The sequence below is a fragment of the Caballeronia novacaledonica genome, from assembly GCF_900258035.1.
GTDB lineage: Bacteria > Pseudomonadota > Gammaproteobacteria > Burkholderiales > Burkholderiaceae > Caballeronia > Caballeronia novacaledonica.
Map to the genome: position 1 here is coordinate 96,667 of NZ_OGTP01000014.1, position 24,322 is coordinate 120,988.

Consider the following 24,322-nt stretch of genomic DNA (forward strand, 5'->3'; position numbering starts at 1 on the left):
TCCGGTTGGTTCGGTCTCAGGCGGCCCGATGCGCCGTTGCGCCCGGATTCGCGTCGCCCTTCACGTCGCGCATCAGCACGACGAGCAGCGCCGCGCCGATCAGGTCGAATGCGCCGAGCGCGGCGAACAGCGGCGTGTAGCCGATCGAATCCGCGAGCGCGCCGACCACGAGCGAAAAGCCCAGTCCGCCGATCCACGCCGCCATGCCCGCGAAGCCGGCGGCGGTGCCCACTTCGCCAGGCTCGAAGACATCGGCGGCCAGTGTGTTGACGAGCGCGGAGATCATCTGATGCGCGAAGCCGCCGACGCAGAACAGCGCGATGGCTTCATACGGCGACGCGACGAGCCCGATGCACGCCGGCCCGATCATCATGAACGCGCCGAGCACGACGCCCGCGATGCGCGATGCGACGAGCGGCAAGCGAAAGCGCTTCATCAGGAACGGCGACAGATAGCCGCCGAACAGCCCGCCCAGATCGGCCGCGAGGAACGGCAGCCACGCGAACATCGCGATGTGCTTGAGATCCATGTGGCGCTCGGTGGCTAGATAGAGCGGAATCCAGAAGCTGAAGGTCTGCCACGCGGGCTCGGCGAAAAAGCGCGCCTGCGCGATCGCCCAGAAGCGGCGCGTGCCGAGCACTTCGCGGATACGGCGCTTCCCGTTCGAGCTGTGCGCCACCGGCGTTTGTCCGTCGACGATCGCGCTGTGTTCCTTCTCGCCGATGCGCGGATGCTCGCCCGGCGCGCGGTAGAGCCAGTACCAGAACGCGGCCCAGACGAAGCCCATCGCGCCGGTGACGACGAACGCGCTTTGCCAGCCGTAGCGCAGCGAAAGGAAGACGACGAGAGGCGGCGCGAGCAGCGAACCGAGCGACGTGCCGGCGTTGAAGTAGCCCACCGCGACCGACTTCTCGCGATTCGGAAACCATTCCGCGACGACCTTCATGCCGGCCGGAATGGCGACGGCCTCCGACAGGCCCATCAGACCGCGCAGCGCGGCGAGCGACATCCAGCCCGTGGCGAACGCATGCGCGATGCCCGTCGCCGACCAGAGGCACGCGAAAAGCGCGAAGCCGATCCGCAGCCCGATCACGTCGATGATGAGTCCGCACACCGGCTGCATGATCGTATAGCCGACCTGGAACGCGGCGACGACGTAGGAGTATTGCTGCGTGCTCATGTTCATGAGCGTTTTCAGCTCGGCGGCCATGACGCCGAGCGCGTTGCGCGAAAGATAGTTGACGATCGTGCCCGCGCAGACGAGCGCGATGATCCACCAGCGCAAGCCGATGACTGTTTTCAAGATTGAGTCTCCGTTGTTCTTGGCGGGCGAAGAGCGGCGGCGCGCTGTGCCCGTTTGCCGGATAACGCGATGATCGAATTCGAGTATCAATCATCGTAAACCGTCATTTATCGTACTACTATCGAAAGTATTTATCGTCTTTGCGACAAATAGTTTCGTTTGCGATTGCAAATGTTCGTTTGCGCGCATTCCCGGCAAGGCGCCTGCGTGCGCTTCGGGGAAACGCCTACATCCGATTTAACCGGCCATTACCCTTTGCCCGCGCCGCTTCCTACACTTGTCTCACAAGGAGGAGACGCCCATGTCGAAACTCATTCACACGATGATTCGCGTGCAGGATCTGGATCGCTCGCTCGATTTCTATCGGAAGGCCTTCGATCTCGGCGTCGCGCATCGGCTGGACTTTCCGGACTTCACGCTTGCCTATCTGCGCAACGACGAAACGCACGCCGAACTCGAACTCACCTGGAACAAGGGTCGCGCCGAGCCTTACACGCATGGCGACGGCTACGGCCACGTCGCGGTGAGCGTGCCGGATGTGAAGGCGGAGCGCGAACGGCTCATCGGACTGGGTCTTGCGCCCAACGACGTGCGCGAGTTCAAGAACGACGACGGCTCGCTGATCGCACGTTATTTCTTCATTCAGGATCCGGACGGCTACAAGATCGAAGTGCTCGAGCGTCACGGACACTACGAGTAGTCACGGCGGCACGGCAGGACCACATACAAAAGTTGTTGCTGCACCCCACAAGGAGAGAGACATGCGAGACACGATCATTCCGATCGTCGCGCAGCGGCGCGCGCACGACGGTGGACATCCTCACGATCACGATGAAATCGCCGCCGCCCCACCGAAAATTGCACTGACGCGGCGTGAATTTTTGCGCGGCACCGGCGTGCTGGTCGGCACGATCGCGGCGACGTCGATATTCGCGGGCCTTGCGCCGAGCCGCGTCTGGGCGCTCGAAATGCAGGGGCTCAGCACGCATCAGGGCGAAGTGCTGCTGCAGGTGACCCGGCAGATCTATCCGCACGCGACGCTCGATGACGCCGTCTACGCGCTCGTCGTCAAGGATCTCGACGCCAAGGCGAAAGCCGATCCCGCAGTGCGTCAACAACTCGCCGACGGCGTCGCGCAACTCGATGCGAAAGCCGGCTCCGACTGGACGAAGCGCGGCGCGAACGACAAGGCGCAGGACGTCGCCGCGCTCGCGGGCACGCCGTTCTTCAACACCGTCCGCAGCACCGCCGTGGTCTCGCTGTACAGCAACGCGATGGCGTATACGCACTTCGGCTACGGCGCGTCGCGCGGCGATGGCGGCTATCTCAATCAGGGCTTCGACAATCTGTCCTGGCTGCCCGACCCGCCCGCGGCCGACAGCGGCCCGATTCCGAAAGACAGCTAATCCAATCGAGCGATCCGACGGAAAACGGAGACAGACATCATGTACGCAGAGAACAAGACGCAGTTCAAGCACAACGACGGTCACGTCGTGGTGGTCATCGGTTCGGGCGCGGGCGGCGGAACGTTGGCGAACGAACTCGCGCAGAAAGGCATCGACGTGGTCGTGCTCGAAGCGGGCGCAATGCACACGCAGAAAGATTTTTCGACGGAAGAGTGGAACGCGTTCAAGCAGCTTTCCTGGCTCGACAATCGCACGACGTCCGGTTCGTGGCGCGTCGCGAAGGACTTTCCGAACCTGCCGGCGTGGATCTGCAAGACGGTGGGCGGCACGACCGTCCACTGGGCGGGCGCGAGCCTGCGCATCCGGCCGTACGAGTTCAAGGCGAAGACGACGTACGGCGATATCAAGGATGCCAATCTGCTCGACTGGCCGTTGACGCGCGCGGATCTCGATCCGTACTACGACCGCGCCGAAAAAAAGATGGGCGTGACGCGCACCAACGGCTTGCCCGGCCTGCCCGGCAACAACAACTTCAAGGTGATGTCGGCGGGCGCGATGAAAGTCGGCTACAAGGAGTGCAACACCGGCCATATGGCGATCAACAGCACCGTGCGTGACGATCGCACGCACTGCTTCCAGCGCGGCTTCTGCTTTCAGGGCTGCCGCATGGGCGCGAAGTGGTCCACGCTCTATACGGAGATTCCGCACGCGCAGCAGACGGGCCATATGGAACTGCGCCCGCAGTCGCATGTCGTGAAGATCGAACACGATGCGCGCGGCAAGGCGACGGGCGTCGTCTATTACGACAAGGACGGCAAGCTGCAACGGCAGCGGGCGCGCGTCGTCGCGGTGGCGGGCAACGCGATCGAAACGCCGCGTCTGTTGTTCAACTCGCAGTCGGGCAAATTCCCCGACGGCCTCGCGAACGGCTCCGGGCAGTTGGGCCGCAACTACATGCGGCACACGACCGGTTCCGTCTACGGCGTGTTCAACGACAAGGTCGAGATGTTCAAGGGCACGACGATGGCCGGCATCATCGAAGATGAAGCGGTGTTCGATCCGAAGCGCGGCTTCGCGGGCGGCTATCACATGGAGACGATCTCGCTCGGATTGCCGTTTTACGCGGCGTTTCTCGATCCGGGCGCGTGGGGCCCGAACTTCACGGCTGCGCTGGATCAGTATCAATACACGGCGGGCATGTGGATCGTCGGGGAGGACATGCCGCGCGAATCGAACCGCATCACGCTCAATACGAACGTGAAGGATCAGTACGGCCTGCCGGTGCCGAACGTCCATTTCGACGATCATCCGAACGACGAAGCGATGCGCGAGCACGCATTCAAGCAGGGCAGCGCGGTGTACGAAGCGGCGGGCGCGAAGGCGACGTATATCGTGCCGCCGTATCCGTCGACGCACAATCTCGGCACGGCCCGCATGAGCGCGAAAGCCGACGACGGCGTCTGCAATGCGCACGGCCAGACGCACGAAGTGGCGAACCTGTTCATCTCCGATGGCAGTCAGTTCACGACAGGCGCCGCGGAAAACCCGACGCTCACGATCGTCACGCTGGCAATTCGCCAGGCGGATTACATCGCCGGGCAGATGAATCAGCGCAGGGTTTGATGCAATTGCCGGCAAAGACGTAGCGGAGTAGCTTGTTCAGTCGGCCGTCGTGCGCGAGCGCGGCGGCCCGTTTTCTGGAGGCTTTCGTCATGTGTGGCGTGTACATCAACGCCGACCCGATCCTCTACGAATCGCGCACGCGTTCGCTGCGCATTCATGGCGTGATCACCACGGTCAGGCTCGAAAACCTGTTCTGGGACGTGCTGCAGGAAATCGCCGGGCGCGAGAATCTGACGACGAGCCAGTTCGCCGTCAAGCTCTACGACGAACTCATCGCGTTGCGCGGCGAAGTCCCGACGAACTTCGCGTCGTTTCTGCGCGTGTGTTGTCTGCGGTATCTGTCGATGCGCGAGCAGAAGCAGAATGCGGAAAGCGAGGCGGCGGGGGCGGTGGCGTTGCGGGTGTTGAAGACGGGGTAGGCCGGCGGGCCTGCTTTTGCCGCTCCGGATGTACAACGGCATGCCGATGCCGTGCTCTCGTTGTTTTCGTTCGGCGTCACGCCGGATCCTTCGGTGCGTCGCACGCATTACCTCACTCGACCCTCGGCTTCAATCAACCGATATCGCTCGGCGCGGACCTCGACGAAGCTCAGCTTTTGATGGATCGCGATATCCAGCGGCATTGCAGGCGTTCTGCAGCCATCGAAAACAGGGTAACTGCGAACTTCGCACATTGCTGGCACGATTCCCCTCACGCTGCTAGATTACCGTGCAACAGAATCGTCGATCGAGAGTCCGCGATGACTGACAAACCCGCTTCCCCGCGTTCGCCCCTTCCCGCGCTGATCCTCATCGCGGCCATTGTCGTCGTGCTGGTCGCGGCCTTCGCCTACACGGCGGGCTGGCTCACGCCGCAGCGCCTCACGCCGGCGAAGATCGTCGGCAGCCTGGCGCCGCCCGGCGGCGCGGTGCCGGGCTTCAGGCGCAATCACGCGAAGGGCATCTGCTTCAGCGGCGATTTCGAATCCAACGGCTCGGGCGCGGCGCTCTCCAAAGCCAGAATGTTCATGCCGGGCACGTATCCCGTCACGGGCCGGTTCAATCTCGCCACGCCGGACCCGAAAGCATCCGATGCGATGGCCCGCGTGCGCGGCCTCAGCCTGCGCATCGTGATGCCCGATTCGAGCGAGTGGCGCGCCGCGATGATCGACGCCCCGTTCTTCCCCGTCGCAACGCCGCAGGCCTTCTACGATCTGCAACGCGCGCTCGCGAACAAGAGCGATCCCGAGTCGATGCAGAAGTTCGCCGCCGCGCATCCGGAGATCGCTGCGTTCGGCGCATGGGCGGGCAGCGCGCCGTGGACGGCCTCGTACGCGCAGGAACGCTACAACAGCCTGAACAGCTTCGTCTTCACGAACGCGGAAGGACAGGATCAGACGGTGCGCTGGTCCTTCATTCCCGCCGCGAAGCCCGAGAACGTGACGCCTGACGAGCTGAAGCAGAAGGGCGCGAATTTTCTCGATGCCGAGATCACGCAGCGCGTCCAGAGCGCGCCACAACGTTGGGCGATGGTCGTCACCGTCGCGAATCCCGGCGATCCCACCGCCGATCCGAGCAAGGCGTGGCCCGAAGACCGGCACACGGTCGAAGTGGGCACGCTCGTCGTCAAGGCGATCGAACCCGAGCCGGACGGCCCATGCCGCGATCTCAACTTCGATCCGACCGTGCTGCCATCCGGCATGCGCGTATCCGACGATCCCTTCCCCGCCGCGCGCTCGGCCGCGTACTCCGTGTCGTTCAATCGACGCACCGCCGAGGACAAGGACTATCCGCGCACGGCAGCGCAAGGAGCCAAGCAATGAACGCGATCAACGAGCGGTTCTCGCCGCTGCAGCGCGCCCTGCACTGGATCATGGCGATATGCATTCTCGCGATGCTGTTCATCGGCGTCGGCATGGTGTCGACGGTGAAGCCGGACTATCTGACACTCGTGTCCATCCACAAGCCGCTCGGTATCGCGATACTCGTGCTGGCGCTGATTCGCCTCGCGGTGCGAATCGCGCGCGGTGCGCCGCCGCTGCCCGCGAACATGCCCGAGCCGATGAAACTTGCCGCGCATCTGTCGCACTATGCGTTCTATGCGCTAATGATCGCGTTGCCGCTGCTCGGCTATGGGATGCTGTCCGCTGCGGATTATCCCGTCGTGATATGCGGCTTTCACTTGCCGTCGCTTCTGCCGCATAGCAATGCGTTGCACACGCTGTTATGGAATGCGCATCGCTTTCTTGCGCTGTGCTTCTTCGCGTTGATCGTCGTGCATCTCGCGGCCGCGCTGTTTCATGCGCTCGTGCGGCGCGACGGCGTGTTCCATGCGATGGCGCCGTGGAAGTAAGCACGCACATTCAAGGGCGCCGCTGCTGCACGACCTGAGCCAGCGCCCGCACGCCCGGATCGATCAGTTCCGCGCGTATCGCTGAAAAGCCCATGCGAAAGCATCGCTGGCCATCGGCGGGATCGGCGAAGAAGACGCTGCCCGGCTCGATCAGCACGCCGAGCGCCTGCGCGTCTTTCGCGAGGCGCGTCGCGTCGAGCCACGGCGGACCTTCGACCCAGCACGATGCGCCGCCCGTCACCTTCGACGCACGCAACTCCGGCAGATGCGTAGCGAGCGCATCCATCAGCACTTCGGCGCGTTCCTTGTAGACGCGCCCGAGCTTGCGCAATAGCGTGTCGTGGTGACCGAGCGCGAGAAAGGTCGCGAATGCGCGCTGAATGTACGCGGCCGGATGCCGGATCATCAACCGGCGCAGCGCGCGCAATTCGCGTATCAACGTGCGCGGCGCGACGATATACCCGAGCCGCAGCCCCGGCGCGAGCGTCTTCGACAACGAACCGATATACACGACACGTTCCGCCGTATCGAGGCTCTTCAACGCCGGATGCGGCGTGCCGGAAAACGTGTTCTCGCTTTCGTAGTCATCTTCGATGACGATGAAGTCATGCTTCACCGACAGATCCAGCAGCCTGCGCCGCCGCTCGATCGGCATCGTCACGGTCGTCGGGCATTGATGGCTCGGCGTGACATACACGTAGTCGCACTGGGCGATCACGCTTTCATCGTCGATGACGGCGCCGTCTTCATCGACTTCCAGCGGCACGATCTGCGCGTTGTGATGCTGAAAGATGTTGCGCGCGTCGGGATAGCCGGGGTTCTCCATGCCGACCTTCGCCTGCGCTCCGCACAGGAGATCGCCGATCAGATAAAGCGCCTGCTGACAGCCGTTCGTGACGACGATCTCTTCGGGCATCGCGAACACGCCGCGACGCGGCAGAACGCGCGTGCGAATCTGTTCGACGAGCGTTTCGTCGTCGCGCTCGATCAGATCGGGCGCCCAGTTGCGTATCTCCATCACCGATAAACCGTGCATGCAGCTCTCGCGCCAGTCGCTCGTCGGGAACAGCTCGGTGTCGAATTGCCCGTAAATGAAGGGATATTCGTAGGTCTGCCAGTTCGACGGCTTGACGATGTTGCGCTGATTCGAAGGCGCATGCCGGATGCGCGCGCTCCAGTCGGGATGACCTTGCTGCGTCTCGATGGCCGTCGTATCCGCGACGCCCGTCGCGGTGAAGCCGCGCTGCAATTCGTCCGTCGCCGGATTCACGAAGTGGCCGCTGCGTTCGCGCGACACGAGATAGCCTTCCTCCACGAGCTGCTGGTAGGCGAGCACGACGGTATTGCGCGACACGTTGAGCTGATCGGCGAGTTCGCGGCTCGACGGCAACGCGGAATCGGGCGCGATATGGCCGCTCAGGATCGCATTGACGATCATCTGACGGATCTGGTTCTGCAGGCTCATCCCCGAGACCCGCGAACGTTCGAATAGCTGCGCCCAAAGCGTGGCGGCCGGGCGGGTGGGCATGCATGTCTCCTGCGAAATGTTCTGGTGATATCCGGATATTACGTGCGGCTTGCACGGCTTGCCAGTGCAACAAAAAACCGCTGCGCCGATCGTGCGGCGCAGCGGCTGTCGATGTCCCTGCGCGAACCATCAACCCACGGAAAACGCCATCTCGCGCCGCTGCCGCAATCCGACCCACGCCGCCGACAGCGCGCTGATGACGCCCGCCGCGAGGCAGTATCCCGCGATCATCCACGGATCGCCGCCGTTACGCTGCAAGAGCCATGTCGCGACGATCGGGCTGATGCCGCTCGCGAAGATGCCCGAGAACTGATACACGAACGATATGCCCGAATAACGCACCTTCGCATCGAAGAGTTCGGAGAAGAGCGCGGCTTCGGGACCATAGATTGACGCATACACCACGCCCAGCGGAATCACGACCGCGAGCCACGCGAGCATCGTGTTGCCGCCGCTGTTCTTCATGAGCCAGAAGCCGAAGAATGCGGAGAGTCCCGTCGCGAGCGATCCCCAGAAGTAAATGCGCGCACGTCCGATGCGATCCGACAGCCGCCCGAAGAATGGAATCGTGAAGATCATCACGAACGCGGCGACCATCACGCCGAGCAGCGCATCGGTGCGTTGCAGATGCAATGTGCCCGTGAGATACGAAATCGAGAACACGCCGAACACGTTGAAAAACACGCCGTCGATGAAACGCGCGCCCATGCCCGCGATCGTGTTGCCGGGATACTTCGAGATCACATCGACGATCGGCATGCGCGCTTCGCTGCCCGTCTTCTGAATGCGCGCGAATTCCGGCGTTTCCATCACGTTCAAACGGATATACATGCCGATGACCACGAGCGCGAACGACAGGAAGAACGCGACGCGCCAGCCCCACGCGAGGAACTGCGCATCGGTGAGCGTAAGCGAGAGTCCCGCGACGACACCCGACGACAAACACAGGCCGAGCGCAAGACCGATCTGCGGAATGCTCGCGTAGAAGCCGCGCTTGTTCTCGGGCGCGTATTCGAACGCCATCAGCACCGCGCCGCCCCATTCGCCGCCAAGACCGATGCCTTGCAGCACGCGCAGGAACAGCAGCAGCGAGGGCGCCCAGACACCGATCTGCGCATAGGTGGGCACCATGCCGATCAGCACCGTCGCGACGCCCATGATCGTGAGCGTCATCACGAGCATGCTTTTTCTGCCGACGCGATCGCCGAAATGGCCGAAGATCACGCCGCCCAAAGGCCGGCTGAGAAAGCCGACGGCGAAGGTGCCGTAGGCGAGCATCGTCGAGATGAGCGGATCGCCGCTCGGGAAATACAGCTTGTTGAAGACGATGCCGGCGACCACGCCGTATAGAAAGAAGTCGTACCACTCGATCGTCGCGCCTATCAGACTGGCGACGACGACTTTCCTCATCTGTTTGCCATCGGTTCGGGGCAATGCGTTCATGGTTGTCTCCGTGATGTGTGTGCGAGACTTGTGTTCAGTCTCTTTGGCCTGCATGGGCCATGGGCTTTTTCACAACGACTTCGGGTACGTCTTCCACGCGCGTGACGTGTTGATAGCGCCGGTCTTCGAGAATCATGTCGGCGGCTTTCTCCGCGATCATGATGACCGGAGCGTTCGTGTTGCCCGATACCAGTTCCGGCATGATCGACGCATCGACCACGCGCAGGCGTCCGATGCCGCGCAGCTTCAGCCGCTCGTCGACGACCGCGAGTGCGTCGTTGCCCATCTTGCACGTGCCTGCCGGGTGATAGATCGACTGACTGAACTTGCGCGCGACGTCGAGCAGTTCGGCATCGGACTGATACTGCGAGCCGGGAATGAACTCCGACACGATATGCTTCGCGAGCGACGGCGCAGCGGCGATGCGGCGCGCCACCTTGATACCGCCGATCACAACGGGATGATCGCGTTCGTCGGAGAGATAGTTCGCGTGAATCGCCGGATAGCGCAGCGGATCGTTCGAGCGAATTTCGACGCTGCCGCGGCTATACGGCCGCAACTGACATACCGACGACGTGAACGCCGAGAACGGATGCGCGCCCTGGCCGGGCTTGTCGGCGGAAAGTGGTTGCATGTGAAACTGGATGTCGGGACGCACGACATCCGGCGACGAGCGCGTGAAGATCGCGACCTGACTCGCCGCGAGCGTGAGCGGCCCGGTGCGCGACAGCGCGTATTGCAGCCCGATCAGCGCCTTCTTCAAGGGATTGTTCACCTCGTCGTTGAGCGTGCGCTCGCGCGTCTTGAAGACGAGCCGCACTTGCAGATGATCCTGCAGATTCCGCCCGACACCCGGCAACTCGTGCCGGACCTGCACGCCCGCGTTGCGCAATACGTTCGCGGGACCGACACCCGAGTTCTGCAGAATCTGCGGCGAGCCGATCGCACCCGCCGCGAGAATCACTTCGACGCGCGCACGAACCGTCTTCACGACGCCCTCATGCACGTACTCGATGCCCGTCGCTTCCTTGCCGTTGAAGAGCACCTTGCGGGTCTGCGCACGCGTCTCGACGATGAGATTGCGGCGATCGCGCACCGGCTTGAGAAAGCCTTTCGCGGTGCTCCAGCGAAGCCCCTTATAAGCGGTCTGCTGAAAATAGCCGACGCCTTCCTGCTTCGCGCCGTTGTAGTCCGCGTTGAACGGGATGCCGGTCTCCTGCGCCGCCGCGATGAAATGATCCGCGATCGGCCGGCGCAAGCGCAAATCCGATACCTTCAAAGGCCCGCCTGCGCCGTGATATTCGCTCGCGCCATGCTCCTGATCTTCGGACTTTTTGAAGTAGGGCAGCACGTCCCTGAAACTCCATCCCGCATTGCCGAGTTCGGCCCAGCGGTCGTAGTCCTCGCGCTGGCCGCGCACGTAGAGCAGCCCGTTGAGCGAACTGGAACCGCCGAGCACCTTGCCGCGCGGCCAGTCGATGCTGCGTCCGGCCACGGCATCGTCCGCTTCCGTGCGATAGCACCAGTCGAGTTCGGGATCGTGCATCGTCTTGAAGTAGCCGACGGGGATATGAATCCACGGGCTCGTGTCGGGGCCGCCCGCTTCGAGCAGCAACACGACATTGGACGGATCGGCGCTCAGACGGTTGGCCAGCACGCAACCCGCTGAGCCCGCGCCGACGATGACGTAATCGACTTCCTGCTGCATGACACCTGTCTCCTGAAGTCTTCTTTTGGAACGAATCGTTTCGTTTGCGTTTCGTTCAATGTGGAAGAAGCGGGCAAGGAAGCCAAGAGAAAAGCGCGGAAGCTCGCGAAAGTGAAACGGAAAATGCGAAATCCGATTCAGAAGTGCGCAGGGGATTCGGGTTGTCCCTGATATTGATTCGCTATCCGAAATATCGATGCTGCGGCGCGTCAGAAAGTGGCCGTGAGATCGGCGGCGGCTTCCTGAAGACGCGGCACGAAGGTCAGCGCGCGCGACAGCGCCATGCGCGACACCGGCCCATGCACGGCGATGGCCGCGATGCATTTGCCGCGCGAATCGAAGACCGGCACGGCGACGCACGCGATGCCCAGCACGAACTCTTCGTTATCGACGGCGATGCCTTTGTGCGCGATGCGATCCAGTTCCGCTTCGAGCAGGTGCGGATCGTCGAGGGTATTGGGCGTGAAGCGTTCGAGCCGCATCGCGCGGATGAGCGCGGCGCGTTCGTCGCGCGGCATCGTCGAAAGAAGCAGCTTGCCGCTCGCGCTGCAATGCGCGGGCACGTGCGAGCCGGGCTTGAGTTCGAGCCGCAGCGCCCACGGCGATTCGCAGCGGTCGAGATAGAGCACCTGCGTGTCGTGCAGCGTGCTCAGGTTGCAGGTCTCGCCGAGATCGGCGACGAGGCGCTCCAGAATTGCGTGGCGCTGACGCCTCGCGCCGCTGTGCATCATCACGTCGACGCCCAGCCGTTCGAGACGCGGGCCGATCACGTATGCATTCTTCTGGCCCGGCTCTCGCGCGACGAAGCCGCCCGCTTCGAGCGATTGCAACATGCGATGCAACGACGCCTTCGGCTGCCCGATGATGTTCGCGAGTTCCGCGAGCGACAGCGCGCCCTTCGCCGCGACGAGATGTTCGAGCACGCTGAACGCGCGCAGTGTAGGCGTTTCCGCGCGCGCGGCGTTGTCGATGAGCGCTGCGCTTTCCGTCGATTCAGATTGAACGAACGTTTCGGTATCGGCTCGCGTATCCATGATGCGCACTCACGTCGTCTGATGCCGCGCGGCCTGCGCCTGCACGCAGGTCACGGCGATCACGTGATAGATATCGTCGGCGCTGCAGCCGCGCGACAGATCGTTGGCCGGCTTCGCGAGCCCTTGCAGCAAGGGGCCGATTGCCTTTGCGCCGCCGATGCGCTCCGCGAGCTTGTAGCCGATGTTGCCCGCTTCGAGACTCGGGAAGATCAGCGTGTTGGCATGACCTTCGATCTGCGAGTGATGCACCTTGCGCATCGCGATTTCCGCGACGATCGCGGCATCGAGCTGCACGTCGCCGTCGATGGCGAGGCCGGGGCGCGCTTCCTTCACGCGCCGCGTCGCGTCGATCACCTTGTCGACGGCCGCATGATGCGCGCTGCCGCTCGTCGAGAACGACAGCATCGCTACACGCGCATCTTCCATCAGCAGGCTGCGCGCGCTGTCGGCGGCGGCCATCGCGATTTCGGCGAGCTGCTCCGCATTCGGCTCGACGACGAGCGCACAATCGGAAAAGATGAGGCCGCCTTTCATCGTATGAAAAGGCTCGCACAGCATCATGAGAAAGAAGCTCGAAACGAGCTTGAACGACGGCCGCACGCCGATGATCTGTATCGCGTTGCGCACGACATCCGCCGTCGTGTTGACCGCGCCGGACACGGACCCGTCCGCTTCGCCCGTGCGCACCATGAGGTTCGCGAAGCACAGCGGATCGAGCACGGCGGCGCGCGCCTGATCGGGCGTCATGCCTTTCTTTTCGCGCAGCGTGAAAAGCGCCTGCGCAAAGCGTTCGCTGAGCGGCGAATGAGCAGGATCGATCACGTCGATGCCTTCGAGATCGATGCCCGCGCCGTCCGCGACCTGATACGCGCGCGCTCGTGCGCCCACGAGCACGATGCGCGCGATGCCTTCCTTGTGCGCGCGTTCCGCCGCCTGAAGCACGCGCGTGTCTTCGGCTTCGGAGAGGACGATGCGCATCGGCAGGTCGCGAGCCTGATCGATGATGCGATGCATGGCTTTCATGACGGGCTCACTGTCGTTGTTATGAAAACGCCGCTCCGGGCGCGGAGCGGCGTGACGCCGGACTTAAACGTAGTCCTTGTACTTGTCGAGCATGCGCACGGGTTTCGCGAGTGCATCGCGGCGGAACGGATCGCCGAGTTCTCGCGTACACATGATCTCGATGATCGTCGTCTTGCCGTGATTCATCTGCAGATCGATAGCTTTCTTCAGCGCCGGGCCCACATCTTCCAGCTTGTCGACGACGATGCCTTCCGCGCCCATCGCCTTCGCGATCTCGGCGAAGCTCTGGTTGTCGAGCTCGCCCGCGACGAAGCGGCGATTGTAGAAGTCCACCTGATTCTTCTTCTCCGCGCCCCACTGACGGTTGTGGAACACGACAGCCGTCACCGGAATGTTATGACGCACGCAGGTCATGGTTTCCATCAGGCTCATGCCCCACGCGCCATCGCCCGCATACGAAACGGCCGGACGATGCGGTGCCGCGACCTTCGCGCCGATGATCGTCGGGAACGCATAGCCGCAATTGCCCCAGCTCATCGCCGCGAAGAAGCTGCGCGGCTTGTTGAAGCGCAGATAGCTATTGGCGACCGAGTTGATGTTGCCGATATCGGTCGACACCATCACGTCTTCCGGCATCGCCTTTTCGAGTTCGCGCAGCACTTGACGCGGATGCAGATACTGGCCGCCGCTGAACGGCTTCTCGCTCTTCTGCTCTTCGATCATGTCGAGGCTGTACGGATCGCGCTCGTGCGTCCATTCGTCGAGTTCTTTTTCCCATGCGGCTTTTTCGGCGGCGATAGTCTTCGCGCGGGCGTCCTTCGTCGCATCGCAGTCGAGCTTGCGATCCGCGAGCCGCTGCGTGAGCGCGATGGCCGTTGCCTTCGCATCGCCGCAAATACCGACGGAAATCTTCTTCACGAGGCCGAGCATCTTGTGGTCCGCGTCGATCTGAATGACCTTCGCTTCCTTCGGCCAGTAATCGAGGCCGTGCTGCGGCAGCGTGCCGAACGGTCCGAGACGCGAGCCGAGCGCGATCACGACATCGGCCTGGCTCAGGAGCTTCATCGCGGCCTTCGAGCCCTGATAGCCGAGCGGACCGCACCACAGCGAATGATTCGCCGGGAACGAATCGTTATGCAGATAGCTGTTGACCACCGGCGCGCCGAGACGCTCGGCGAGCGCCTTGCATTCCTCGATGGCATCGGACATCACGACGCCGCCGCCCGAGATGATGACGGGGAATTTCGCTTCGGCGAGGAGATCGGCGGCTTCGTTCAGGCTCTGATCGCCGCCGGGGCCGCGGTCGAGACGCTGCGGCTTCGGAATCTCGACTTTTACTTGCCCGTAGAAGTAGTCGCGCGGAATGTTGAGTTGCGTCGGGCCCATCTCCGACATCGCGCGGTCGAAGCAGCGCGCGGTGTATTCGGCCATGCGCGCCGGGTGCGTGACGTGGCCCTGATACTTCGTGAATTCCTGGAACATCGGCAACTGCTTCGCTTCCTGGAAGCCGCCGAGGCCGATGCCCATCGTGCCCGCTTCCGGCGTGACGATCACGACCGGGCTGTGCGCCCAGTACGCCGCCGCGATCGCCGTCACGCAATTGCTGATGCCCGGGCCGTTCTGACCGATCACGACACCGTGACGGCCCGACACGCGCGAATAGCCGTCCGCCATGTGACCCGCGCCCTGTTCATGCACGACGGGAATCAGGCGGATGCCGGCGGGCGCGAAGATGTCCATCGCGTCCATGAAGGCCGAACCCATGATGCCGAACATCTCGGTCACGCCATTGGCGGCGAGCGTTTCGACGAATGCTTCGGACGGGGTCATCGCCTGCGGACCGGCGGGCGCTGCGCTAGCGGCAGCGAGGGTGGTCTGGGAAGGACGGGCTTGGTCGTGCTCGCTCATGAGTGTCTCCGGGTGAAAATAAATCGGAACGCTCGGTTCCGGAATATGTATCGTGAAGACATGGTAGGACGGGCCGATTTCGACGTCAACCAGTTTTTCAAATAAATGGAATGTTTTGTCTCTAAAAAATTCGGAATTTCTAGCGATGACGATCTGGACGCGCCGCCGAGGCCCATGTGGCGGGCTTCGGCGGGGAAAGTGTCTAGCGCGTTGCGGGGCGCTGGCGCGCCATGAGCGTCAGTCCGTCGGAGGTATCGATGAGCGTGGCGAGCTTCACGGCGGTTTCCCGCAATTGCGGAACCGCCTGGAGCAGGTCGTTGAGATTGGCGCGGGCGGTTGGGGCATGCGCGGCGAGGCAGGCGAGCACACGCCCGGTTGCGGCATCGGTGATCGGCACGGCGACGGCCACCATCCCGAGCACGAACTCCTCGTTGTCGATGCCGATGCCACGCGCGGCGAGCCGATCGAGTTCGGCTTCGAGCAACGTGCGATCGGTCAGCGTGCGATGCGTCTTCTTCGTGAGCGTGAGGCGGCCGAGGATCTGTCGGCGTTCCGCGAGCGGCATCTGCGAAAGAAACAGCTTGCCGCTCGCGGTGCAATGCAGCGGAACGCGCATGCCGGCCTGCATATGCAGGCGCAGCGGTTCGGCCGTTTCGACGCGCTCGATATACAGGACCGTATCGCCATCGAGCGCGGTGAGATTGCAGCTTTCGCCTATGACATCGACGAGCGAGCGCAGGATCGAACGGCAGGCGCGCGTGAACGAGTTGTTGGCGAGCGTGGCGAGCGCGAGCTGGGCGGCGCGGGGCCCGAGCGCAATCCCGCGGTCGGTGCCGCGCGAGTCGGGCATGTGCGTGACATAGCCTTGCGCTTCGAGCGAATCGATCAGCCGCAGCAATGTCGCTTTGGGGATGCGCACGCGCGCCGCGAGCTGCGACAGCGTGTACGCGTGGCCGGCCGCGGCCAGTTGTTCGAGCACGGCAAGCGGACGGAGTGTCCGCGCTTCATCGCCGGCATGTTCGGCGGAATCGAGATGAGTGACGTTGCGCATGTGCCGGAAACGGAACGTTTGGTTTCGAATTCCGACTACTCTACGCCCTTTGTTCCGCTCCGCGCCATAATTTTCGGAACGTGCGGTTGCGTTTTTATTCTTCCGAGGATCGGTTTTTTTAGAAGGTCTTGCCCAGCTCGGCGGCAGCTTCCTTGAGGCGCGGCACCATTTCCAGCGCGCGGGAAAGCGGCGTGCGCGACACCGGCGCGTGAACCGCGATTGCCGCGATGCACGCCCCGTTCGTATCGGCGATTGGCGCCGCCGCACACACGATGCCCTGCACGAATTCCTCGTTGTCGATCGCGACGCCCTTCTTCGCGATGCGGTCGAGTTCCGCTTCGAGCATCTCGGTGTCGGTGATCGTGTTGGCGGTATAGCGCTCCAGCTTCATCGCGCGCACGAGCGCATTACGTTCGTCGCGCGGCTGCAGCGCGAGTAGCAGCTTGCCGCTCGCGCTGCACCAGATGGGCACGTGCGAACCGGGCTTCAGGTCGAGCCGCAGCGGCCACGGCGCTTCCACCCGGTCGAGATACAGCACTTCATTCTCATGCAGCATCGTGAGATTGCAGGTTTCGCCGAGATCGGAGACGAGTCGCGTAAGGATCGCGTGCCGCAGCCGCCGCGCGCCCGCGTGCGTCATCACATTCAGGCCCAGTTGCGCGAGGCGCGGACCGATGACATACGCGTTCTTGTCGCCGGGCTCACGAATCACGAGTCCGCCCGCTTCGAGGGACGCAAGCATGCGGTGCAGTGAAGGCTTCGGCATGCCGATGTCGTCGGCCATATCGGACAGCGACACGGGGCTGCCGGCCTGAACCAGGTATTCCAGCAACGCGAAGGCTCGCAGCGTGGGCGTGTCGGGCTTGTCCATCGGCGTGGTTTCCGTGTGAATTTGTTCGGCATTATTTTAAATGAGGTGCCGATCGACGCCACATCGGCCATTCGGTCAAAATTAAACGAAATGATTTGTTCCGTAAAAATATAGTTGCTATGCTTGGGGCTCTGTTACGGGAGACGAAGCCTCATGATGCGCGACACATGGTTGGACGAGCCGGATCGAAAAGTGTCCGTGCGTACGCTTTTCGGTATCGATACGGAGCTGCAAGTGCCGGCGTTCAGCAGGCGCGATCCGCACGTTCCGGAAATCGACGAGGCGTACCGTTTCAATCCCGAGGTCACGCTGGCGATTCTCGCCGGCTTCGCGTGCAACCGTCGCGTGATGGTGCAGGGGTTGCACGGCACCGGAAAATCGACGCATATCGAGCAGGTCGCGGCGCGGCTCAATTGGCCGTGCATGCGCGTGAATCTGGATGGTCACGTGAGCCGGCTCGATCTCGTCGGCAAAGATGCGATCGTCGTGCGCGACGACGTGCAGGTCACCGAGTTTCAGGAAGGCATCGTGCCGTGGGCGCTGCAACGGCCGGTCGCGCTCGTGTTCGACGAATACGACGCCGGCCGTCCCGATGTCATGTTCGTGATCCAGCGCATTCTCGAGCGCGACGGCAGTTTCACGCTGCTCGACCAGAATCGCGTGATTCAGCCGCATCGTTTTTTTCGCCTGTTCGCGACGACCAATACGATCGGCCTCGGTAATCTGAACGGCATGTATCACGGCACGCAGATGCTCAATCACGCGCAGATCGACCGGTGGAACGTGGTCGCGACGCTCAATTATTTGTCGCGCGAAGAAGAAGCGCGCATCGTGCTCGCGCGCGTGCCGCATCTCGATGACGATACGGGCCGCGCGCTCGTCGATTCGATGGTGAGCATGGCCGGGCTTACGCGGCGCGGTTTCGCGGCGGGCGATCTGTCGACGTTGATGTCGCCGCGCACCGTCATCAACTGGGCGGAAAACTGCGAAGTTTTTCATGACGCGAAGCTCGCGCTGCGTCTCACTTTCCTGAACAAATGCGACGAAGCCGAACGGCCGATCGTCGCGGAATATTTCCAGCGCGCGTTCGGCGAGGAACTGGACACGCCGTCGCAGTGGCACGACGCGTCGGCGAAATGAACGGGCCGCGTGAACTCGCGCGACGCGATGCGTTATGCGCGGCGGCCGTGCGCGCATTGACGGGCGATGAAGCGTTGCACTATCGCGGCGGCAGGCTTTATCGCCATTTACGGCCGGTGCCGTTGCATGCGCCACATTTGCGCGGCGAGCGCAGGGACGAAGAAGACCTCGATTCCACACGCGGTGCAGCCGATGCGTCCGCGTTGCGCATTGCGTATTCGGACGCCGCGCTGCATCGGGACATGACGCCCGAAGAGCCCGTCGAGCGTATGGTCTTCGACATTCTGGAGCAATTGCGCTGCGAAACGCGCGTGCCGGCCGGAATGGAAGGCGTGAGGCGCAACGTGCGGCATCGCTTCGACGCGTGGTCGCTCGCGTGCTATGAAACAGGTTTGCTCGACAGCGATATCGGCTTGTTGATTTACACCGTGGCGCAAATGGCTGAATCGCGCCTGTCCGGGTGCGCCGTGCTCGAAGCGACCGAAGGCATCATCGAGGCCACGCGTGCGGCGCTTGCGCCGTCGCTCGGACATGCGCTTGCGGGCATGCGGCGGCATTGCGCGGATCAACGTGCGTTTGCGGTTCATGCGCTCGACATTGCGCGAATCGTCGGCGAAATGGTGCGCGACGTGCGGCACGCATTCGTCGAACATGACGCTTCATCCGACGATGACAAGCAAGACGTCGCGCGCACGATGCTCGGCGCGTGGTTCGACATCGACGACGAAGAAGGCGGCATCGAACGGCTCGCGCTTGCCGCGAGTGGCGACAGCGCGGCGCGTGAGGCATCGGGCGAAAACTATCGCGTGTTCACCACGCGCTACGACAAGACCATTCGCCCGGCTACGACGATTCGCGCCGCATTGCTGCGTGAATATCGCGAACGTCTCGACGATCTCATCGCCGCGCGGCACATCAACGTGCCGCGTCTCGCGCGCATGTTGCAGGCGGCGATCACCGTGCCGCGTCGTGACGGCTGGTCGTTCGGCGAGGAAGAAGGGCGCATCGACGGGCGCAGGCTCGCGCAAGTGGTGGCATCGCCGAACGAACGACGCGTCTTCAGACGTGAACGCGAACGTCCGCATGCGGACTGCGCGGTGAGCTTTCTCATCGATTGCTCGGGCTCGATGAAGTCGAGCATCGAGCCTGTCGCGGTGATGATCGACGTGCTCGTGCGCGCGCTCGGCATGGCGGGCGTCGTGACCGAAGTGCTCGGCTTCACGACCGGCCAATGGAACGGCGGACGCGCGAAGCTGGACTGGCTCGCGAAAGGCCGGCCGAAGCATCCGGGCCGGCTCAATGAAGCGTGCAACATGATCTTCAAGGAAGGCGATGCGAGCTGGCGCGCGGCGCGCGGCGACATTGCCGCGCTGTTCAAGGCCGATCTGTTTCGCGAAGGCATCGATGGCGAAGCGGTGGATTGGGCGTGCTCGCGGCTCGTCGCGCGTGACGAAGCGCGGCGCATCGTCGTCGTGATCTCCGATGGCAGTCCGATGGACAGCGCAACTGCGCAGGCCAACGATCCGAACTATCTCGATCAGCATCTGCGCGAAGTCGTTGCGAAGCACGAGGCGGCGCGGACCGTCGAAGTGCTCGGCCTGGGCGTCGGACTCGATTTGAGCCCGTATTATCGGCATCATTTTGCGGTCGATCTTTCCGTGCCGCCGGATATGACGTTATTCGCGAAGCTCGCTGCATGGCTCGGCGCGCGACGCAGACACGGCACTTAGCGCGCGATGAATATCGCCGGCTTCGAAGAGACCGATAAAGACGATGCGCGTCTCTTCGACGTCACGGCATCGCGTGATATGCCAGCGCTTGCCGACGACGTGAATCTCCGCGCATGTGCCATCGAGAAGCCGCACGAAACCTTTGGCGCGCAAGAGGCGGGCGCTGAACGGCTCGCATGCGGCCTTGAGCCGTTGACGATCGAAGCGCTCATACGAACAGAACGTCACGCTGCGCAAGTCGGCGGGAAGATGACTCGACGGCGCGAATGCACGCGATGCATCGTGTTCGCGCGATGACGGCGTTTCGCTAAAGAAAAGCGCATTCGGCACCTTGCCCCGATCGGCTTCGAACATGATGCGCGTGTGCGCGATCGTCATCAATCGCGCACGCACGGTCGATACATCGGCGGACGAGATCAGATCGGCTTTCGTCAACACGATGGAAGTCGCGCCTTCGATCTGCCGTCGCGCGATATCGCCGACATACGCATCGGCGAGCGTCTCTTCGATGCGCTCCGCATCCACCGCAACCACGATGCCCTGAAGCCTGAACGCACGATCGAGCATGCCGACCTGCGCAATGCGCACCGGATCCGACACGCCGCTCGCTTCGATCACGAGGAGATCGGGCCGCGTCTCGCGCGCGCTGATATCGATTAGCGTCTCCATCAGCTTGCCGCCGATCGAACAGCACACGCAGCCGTTCTCCAGGCCGATCACATCGTCGCTACGCTCGCGAATCAGCGCCGCATCGATATTGACCGAGCCGAAATCGTTGACGAGCACGGTGACGCGCCGGCCATCGGTGTTGGTCAGGAGCGCGTTGATCATCGTGGTCTTGCCCGCGCCGAGATACCCGCCAATGACGGCGAGAGGAATGGGCGTCATCACGCGGGCGCCTGATACGCGCGGCCGCCGAGAATGGTGCCCCACACACGCAGTTGGCCGAGGCGTTCCGCTGGAATCTCGCTGGGGTCTTCATCGAGCACGGCGAAATCCGCGAACTTGCCGACTTCGATGCTGCCGATGACATCGTCCATGCCGATCGTGAAGGCCGCACCAAGCGTGATCGCACGTAGCGCATCGGCCACGCTCAGACGCTCCGCTTCGCCGAGCACGCGTCCGGATGCGGTCTGACGCTGCACCGCGCACCACGCGGTGAAAAGCGGATTGAGCTGCGTGATCGGCGCATCCGAATGCAGTCCGAACGTGATGCCGAGCTCGCTCGCCGTGCCCGCGGCGTTCATGCGGTTCGCGCGATCGGCGCCCATCGTTTGCGCGTAATGCGCGTCGCCCCAGTAGTAGAGGTGATTGGAGAAGAAGTTCACGCACATGCCGAGGCGAGCGGCGCGTTCGAGCTGTCTTCTGTCGGCCATCTGACAATGTTGCAGCGTATGCCGATGATCCGGTCGCGGATGCCGGCTCAAGATAGTTTCGATTGCAACTAATACGAGTTCGGTGGCTTCGTCGCCGTTCGTGTGGATGTGCAGTTGCAGTCCCGCTCGATGGAACGGCAGGAAGGTTTCGACGAACTGTTCCGGCGGGATCAGCCATAAACCATTGGGCCGTCCGTTCACATATCCCGGCCAGCGCAGGCGCGCGGTAAAGCCTTGAATCGAGCCATCGACGATGAATTTCACCGGCCCGAAACGCAGCTTGTCCGAGTTGAACTGCACCGCTTCCAGCACGCGATCGGGCCCGCCTTCCGGGTTTCGCTGCGGCCCGAATGCGGGCACGAGACGAATCGGAAAGCGCGCGTCGCGCGTGACTTCGACGAGATTGCGCATGCCCTTGTCGGACAGATCGTTGAGCAGATCGGTGGCCGTCGTCACGCCGGCGAGTTGCGCGACCTTGCCGAACGCGCGGATCGCCTCGGGGTTGTCGCTCGCGGACAGCGACAGCTTCGCGCCGATCACGCGATACACCGGGAACATCGCAGCGAACTCCTGCAGTTCGCCTGTGAGCTTGCCGCTTTCGTCTTTCACGATGCCATCGACATCGATGTCTTCGTCGATGCCCGCGAGTTCGAGCATCGGCGAATTCACGTTCATCAGATGCACGCTCGCATGCAGGATCGCGATGGGGCGCGTCGCCGATACCCGCTCGAGATGCTTCACGGTCAGTCGCTCGCTGCCGAAGAAGATCGGATCGAAGCCCCATGCGAGTAACGGCGCGTCGGCGTCATCGAGTGCGCGCTCGGCTTCCTGCAAGCGCGCGATCACCGCATCGAGCGATTGCAGGCCGGGCCAGCGCGTGCCATCGGGTCCGCGACGCTCGTAGTAGCCCACATAGACCGCGCTCCACATCGCGCCTTCCATCAGATGCGAATGACCTTCGACGAGGCCGGGCATCAGCACCTTGTCGACGAAGGCGGTGTCCGGTTCGGCATCGGTCCATTGGCGCATGTCGTCGAGCGTGCCGACCGAAAGGATCTTGCCGTCGCGGATCGCCACGTGAGTCGCGACCGGCTGACGCGGGTTCATCGTCAGAATCTTGCGTGCGACGAGGACCTTCACTGCGTTGTTATCGGTTTGGGTCATGAGTCGTTCGAGTGGATCAGGTCAGCGTGAACATGTTTGCGGCCCGCGCTCGGATTGGCGAGAAACACGACGAGCACATTCACCGCGAGACAGATGAGGCCGATATTGATGCCGGCGATATCGACATGGAACACGTACAGGACGACCGCGAGCAACTGCCCCACGAGCAGTCCCGAAGCGATCGCGCGCGCACTCACGCGCAGACCGAGCACGATCGCGATCACGCCGGGAAAATACTGCGTGACGCCGTAATACGTCATGTTGATGAGCGTGAGCATGAGGTTGGGCGTCGCGAGCGTCATGCCGATGGAAAGCAGCAGATAGAGTCCGATCACCACTTTGGCGCCGGCCTTCTGGCGCGTCTCCGGCATGTTCGGCAGCAGATTGCGCGTGACCACGGGCCCGATCGCGAGACAGATGCCCGCGAGCACGAGCAGGCCCGAAAGCGACGCGCCCGCCGCGACCAGGCCCACGAGCCACGGCGGCAACAGATGCACGACAGCGGTGAAGAACGCTTCGTTGGGCGAGGCGAGCGGCACGTTCTGCGCGATCGCGTAATACGACGCGACCACGAGGAACGGGTACATCAGCATGTAGAGCGGCATCACCACTTGCGAGCGGCGAATCGTGTTCGCGCTTTTCGCGGTGAAGAAGTTCTGGATCGCGAAGGGCATGACGTAAAAGCCGAGCGACTGGAAGAGCATCGTGCTCATCGAGAACGTGAGTTGATGCGCGGTCATCGCATTCGATACGTGCTGGCTCGCGGCCCTGAACACCGGCTCGACGCCCGCCTCCCACGCAACGGCGATGCCGGTGATGACGATCGCCGCGACCATCAGAATGTCCTTCAGAATGGCGATATATGCCGATGCACGCACGCCGGCGATCGCGATATACGCGAACGCGAGCAGCGCGGAGATCATGATGAGGACCACCGGATTGAGGTTCCAGCCGAGACCCTTGAGCGCGGCGACGAGTCCCGTGAACTGCAACTGACCCCACGGCAGCAGAAAGATCAGCGCGGAGACTGCGACGATCAATTCGAGCGCGCGGCTGCCGAAATGTCCCTTGAAGAGGTCGGGCAGCGTGATCGCGTTATAGCGCTTTCCCGCTTCCCAGATTTTCGGGCCGACGAAATAGCCGATCGGATAAGCAAGCAGGATATAGCCGAGAAACCAGACGCCGTACGTCGGTCCTTTCGCATAGATGCCGCCCGGAAAGCCGACCATCGTGCCGATGCTGTAGATCTCGCCCGCCGCGAGAAAGAAGACGAGCCACGCGCCGAACTGACGCGACGCGACGAAGAAGTCGTGCACGCTCTGCGAACCGCGCCCCTTGCCCGCGCGCAGCGCGAGCCACAACGAAAGCGCGATGAAGCCCAGAAATACCGTGGAAGCCATGCCGATTTCTCCTTATGCGCCGCGCGCTTCGCGCTGTTCCGTTTTTTTGTCGAACAGCACCCAGCAAAGCTGGAGACATACCGACGTGAGCACGAACCAGCCGAAAATCCATGCATAAATAAACGGAACGCCGAGCACGTAAAAATCGTTCGACGCGGCCCACGGCAACAAGCCGATGACGCCGACGAATGGCAAACCGATCCCGATCAGGAACTTGAGCATGGACCACTCCGTATGAAGATTGGCCCGCGCGAGGCATACATGCGCGAGAGAAAGAGGATTT

The 24,322-nt window shown here is 62.9% G+C and carries 21 protein-coding genes; 8 read left to right on the plus strand and 13 right to left on the minus strand.

What is annotated here, in order from left to right; translation table 11 throughout:
- Window positions 1–16: 16 nt before the first annotated feature.
- Entirely contained in the window at window positions 17–1,303 is a 1,287-nt protein-coding gene (locus NOV72_RS19835; protein ID WP_106856355.1) for an MFS transporter, read from the minus strand.
- A 301-nt stretch (window positions 1,304–1,604) separates the two neighbouring features.
- Here NOV72_RS19835 and NOV72_RS19840 point away from each other — a divergent pair, with 301 nt between their 5' ends.
- From NOV72_RS19840 to NOV72_RS19865, 6 genes are all read left to right on the plus strand, one after another.
- Window positions 1,605–2,003 carry a VOC family protein gene (locus tag NOV72_RS19840; protein WP_106856285.1) on the plus strand — a complete coding sequence of 133 codons (399 nt, stop codon included), beginning with the start codon at window positions 1,605–1,607 and terminating at the stop codon, window positions 2,001–2,003.
- Window positions 2,004–2,064: 61 nt separating this feature from the next.
- The gene (locus NOV72_RS19845) at window positions 2,065–2,709 is read left to right on the plus strand and encodes a twin-arginine translocation signal domain-containing protein (RefSeq protein ID WP_106856286.1); all 645 of its coding nucleotides are present in this window, start codon (window positions 2,065–2,067) and stop codon (window positions 2,707–2,709) included.
- 39 nt (window positions 2,710–2,748) lie between these two features.
- A complete protein-coding gene (locus tag NOV72_RS19850; protein WP_106856287.1) occupies window positions 2,749–4,332 on the plus strand; it encodes a GMC family oxidoreductase in 1,584 nt (527 codons plus the stop codon).
- 89 nt (window positions 4,333–4,421) lie between these two features.
- On the plus strand, window positions 4,422–4,751 hold the full coding sequence (locus NOV72_RS19855) for a ribbon-helix-helix domain-containing protein (protein WP_106856288.1): 330 nt from the start codon (window positions 4,422–4,424) through the stop codon (window positions 4,749–4,751).
- 320 nt (window positions 4,752–5,071) lie between these two features.
- Entirely contained in the window at window positions 5,072–6,133 is a 1,062-nt protein-coding gene (locus tag NOV72_RS19860) for a catalase family peroxidase (RefSeq protein WP_106856289.1), read from the plus strand.
- Window positions 6,130–6,663, plus strand: coding sequence for a cytochrome b (locus NOV72_RS19865; protein WP_106856290.1), 534 nt, complete (start codon window positions 6,130–6,132; stop codon window positions 6,661–6,663). The genes NOV72_RS19860 and NOV72_RS19865 overlap by 4 nt, the downstream gene beginning before the upstream one ends.
- Before the next feature lie 10 nt (window positions 6,664–6,673).
- Here the strand turns inward: NOV72_RS19865 and pdxR are convergent, their stop codons facing one another.
- From pdxR to NOV72_RS19905, 8 genes are all read right to left on the minus strand, one after another.
- Entirely contained in the window at window positions 6,674–8,191 is a 1,518-nt protein-coding gene (gene pdxR / locus NOV72_RS19870) for a MocR-like pyridoxine biosynthesis transcription factor PdxR (protein ID WP_106856291.1), read from the minus strand.
- Window positions 8,192–8,320: 129 nt separating this feature from the next.
- Complete coding sequence (locus NOV72_RS19875) at window positions 8,321–9,625, minus strand: MFS transporter (RefSeq protein WP_425428740.1); 1,305 nt, start codon at window positions 9,623–9,625, stop codon at window positions 8,321–8,323.
- Window positions 9,626–9,668: 43 nt separating this feature from the next.
- The gene (locus NOV72_RS19880; protein ID WP_106856293.1) at window positions 9,669–11,342 is read right to left on the minus strand and encodes a GMC family oxidoreductase; all 1,674 of its coding nucleotides are present in this window, start codon (window positions 11,340–11,342) and stop codon (window positions 9,669–9,671) included.
- Between the two features lie 209 nt (window positions 11,343–11,551).
- Window positions 11,552–12,376, minus strand: a complete 825-nt coding sequence (locus NOV72_RS19885) for an IclR family transcriptional regulator (protein ID WP_245933099.1) — start codon at window positions 12,374–12,376, stop codon at window positions 11,552–11,554.
- Window positions 12,377–12,385: 9 nt separating this feature from the next.
- Window positions 12,386–13,399 (minus strand): phosphate acetyltransferase, encoded by a 1,014-nt coding sequence (gene pta / locus NOV72_RS19890; RefSeq protein ID WP_106856294.1) that lies wholly within the window; start codon window positions 13,397–13,399, stop codon window positions 12,386–12,388.
- 63 nt (window positions 13,400–13,462) lie between these two features.
- Window positions 13,463–15,229, minus strand: coding sequence for a sulfoacetaldehyde acetyltransferase (xsc, locus tag NOV72_RS19895; RefSeq protein WP_106856295.1), 1,767 nt, complete (start codon window positions 15,227–15,229; stop codon window positions 13,463–13,465).
- A 280-nt stretch (window positions 15,230–15,509) separates the two neighbouring features.
- The gene (locus tag NOV72_RS19900; protein ID WP_106856296.1) at window positions 15,510–16,358 is read right to left on the minus strand and encodes an IclR family transcriptional regulator; all 849 of its coding nucleotides are present in this window, start codon (window positions 16,356–16,358) and stop codon (window positions 15,510–15,512) included.
- Window positions 16,359–16,476: 118 nt separating this feature from the next.
- Window positions 16,477–17,229, minus strand: coding sequence for an IclR family transcriptional regulator (locus NOV72_RS19905; RefSeq protein ID WP_106856297.1), 753 nt, complete (start codon window positions 17,227–17,229; stop codon window positions 16,477–16,479).
- Window positions 17,230–17,382: 153 nt separating this feature from the next.
- Between NOV72_RS19905 and NOV72_RS19910 the strand changes: the two genes are divergently transcribed.
- Together NOV72_RS19910 and NOV72_RS19915 are read left to right on the plus strand one after the other, a co-directional pair.
- Window positions 17,383–18,369 carry an AAA family ATPase gene (locus tag NOV72_RS19910; protein ID WP_106856298.1) on the plus strand — a complete coding sequence of 329 codons (987 nt, stop codon included), beginning with the start codon at window positions 17,383–17,385 and terminating at the stop codon, window positions 18,367–18,369.
- Window positions 18,366–20,099, plus strand: a complete 1,734-nt coding sequence (locus NOV72_RS19915; protein WP_106856357.1) for a cobaltochelatase CobT-related protein — start codon at window positions 18,366–18,368, stop codon at window positions 20,097–20,099. Before NOV72_RS19910 ends, NOV72_RS19915 begins: the two co-directional genes overlap by 4 nt.
- Here the strand turns inward: NOV72_RS19915 and NOV72_RS19920 are convergent.
- From NOV72_RS19920 to NOV72_RS19935, 4 genes are read right to left on the minus strand one after another with little or no spacing between them, the layout of a single operon-like run.
- Window positions 20,046–20,987, minus strand: a complete 942-nt coding sequence (locus NOV72_RS19920; RefSeq protein WP_106856299.1) for a CobW family GTP-binding protein — start codon at window positions 20,985–20,987, stop codon at window positions 20,046–20,048. The two genes, NOV72_RS19915 and NOV72_RS19920, sit on opposite strands and share 54 nt — an antisense overlap.
- Window positions 20,987–22,639, minus strand: coding sequence for an amidohydrolase (locus NOV72_RS19925; RefSeq protein ID WP_106856300.1), 1,653 nt, complete (start codon window positions 22,637–22,639; stop codon window positions 20,987–20,989). Before NOV72_RS19925 ends, NOV72_RS19920 begins: the two co-directional genes overlap by 1 nt.
- On the minus strand, window positions 22,636–24,039 hold the full coding sequence (locus NOV72_RS19930; RefSeq protein ID WP_106856301.1) for a sodium:solute symporter family protein: 1,404 nt from the start codon (window positions 24,037–24,039) through the stop codon (window positions 22,636–22,638). Before NOV72_RS19930 ends, NOV72_RS19925 begins: the two co-directional genes overlap by 4 nt.
- A 12-nt stretch (window positions 24,040–24,051) precedes the next feature.
- Window positions 24,052–24,261 (minus strand): DUF3311 domain-containing protein, encoded by a 210-nt coding sequence (locus tag NOV72_RS19935; protein WP_106856302.1) that lies wholly within the window; start codon window positions 24,259–24,261, stop codon window positions 24,052–24,054.
- Between the last annotated feature and the right edge of the window lie 61 nt (window positions 24,262–24,322).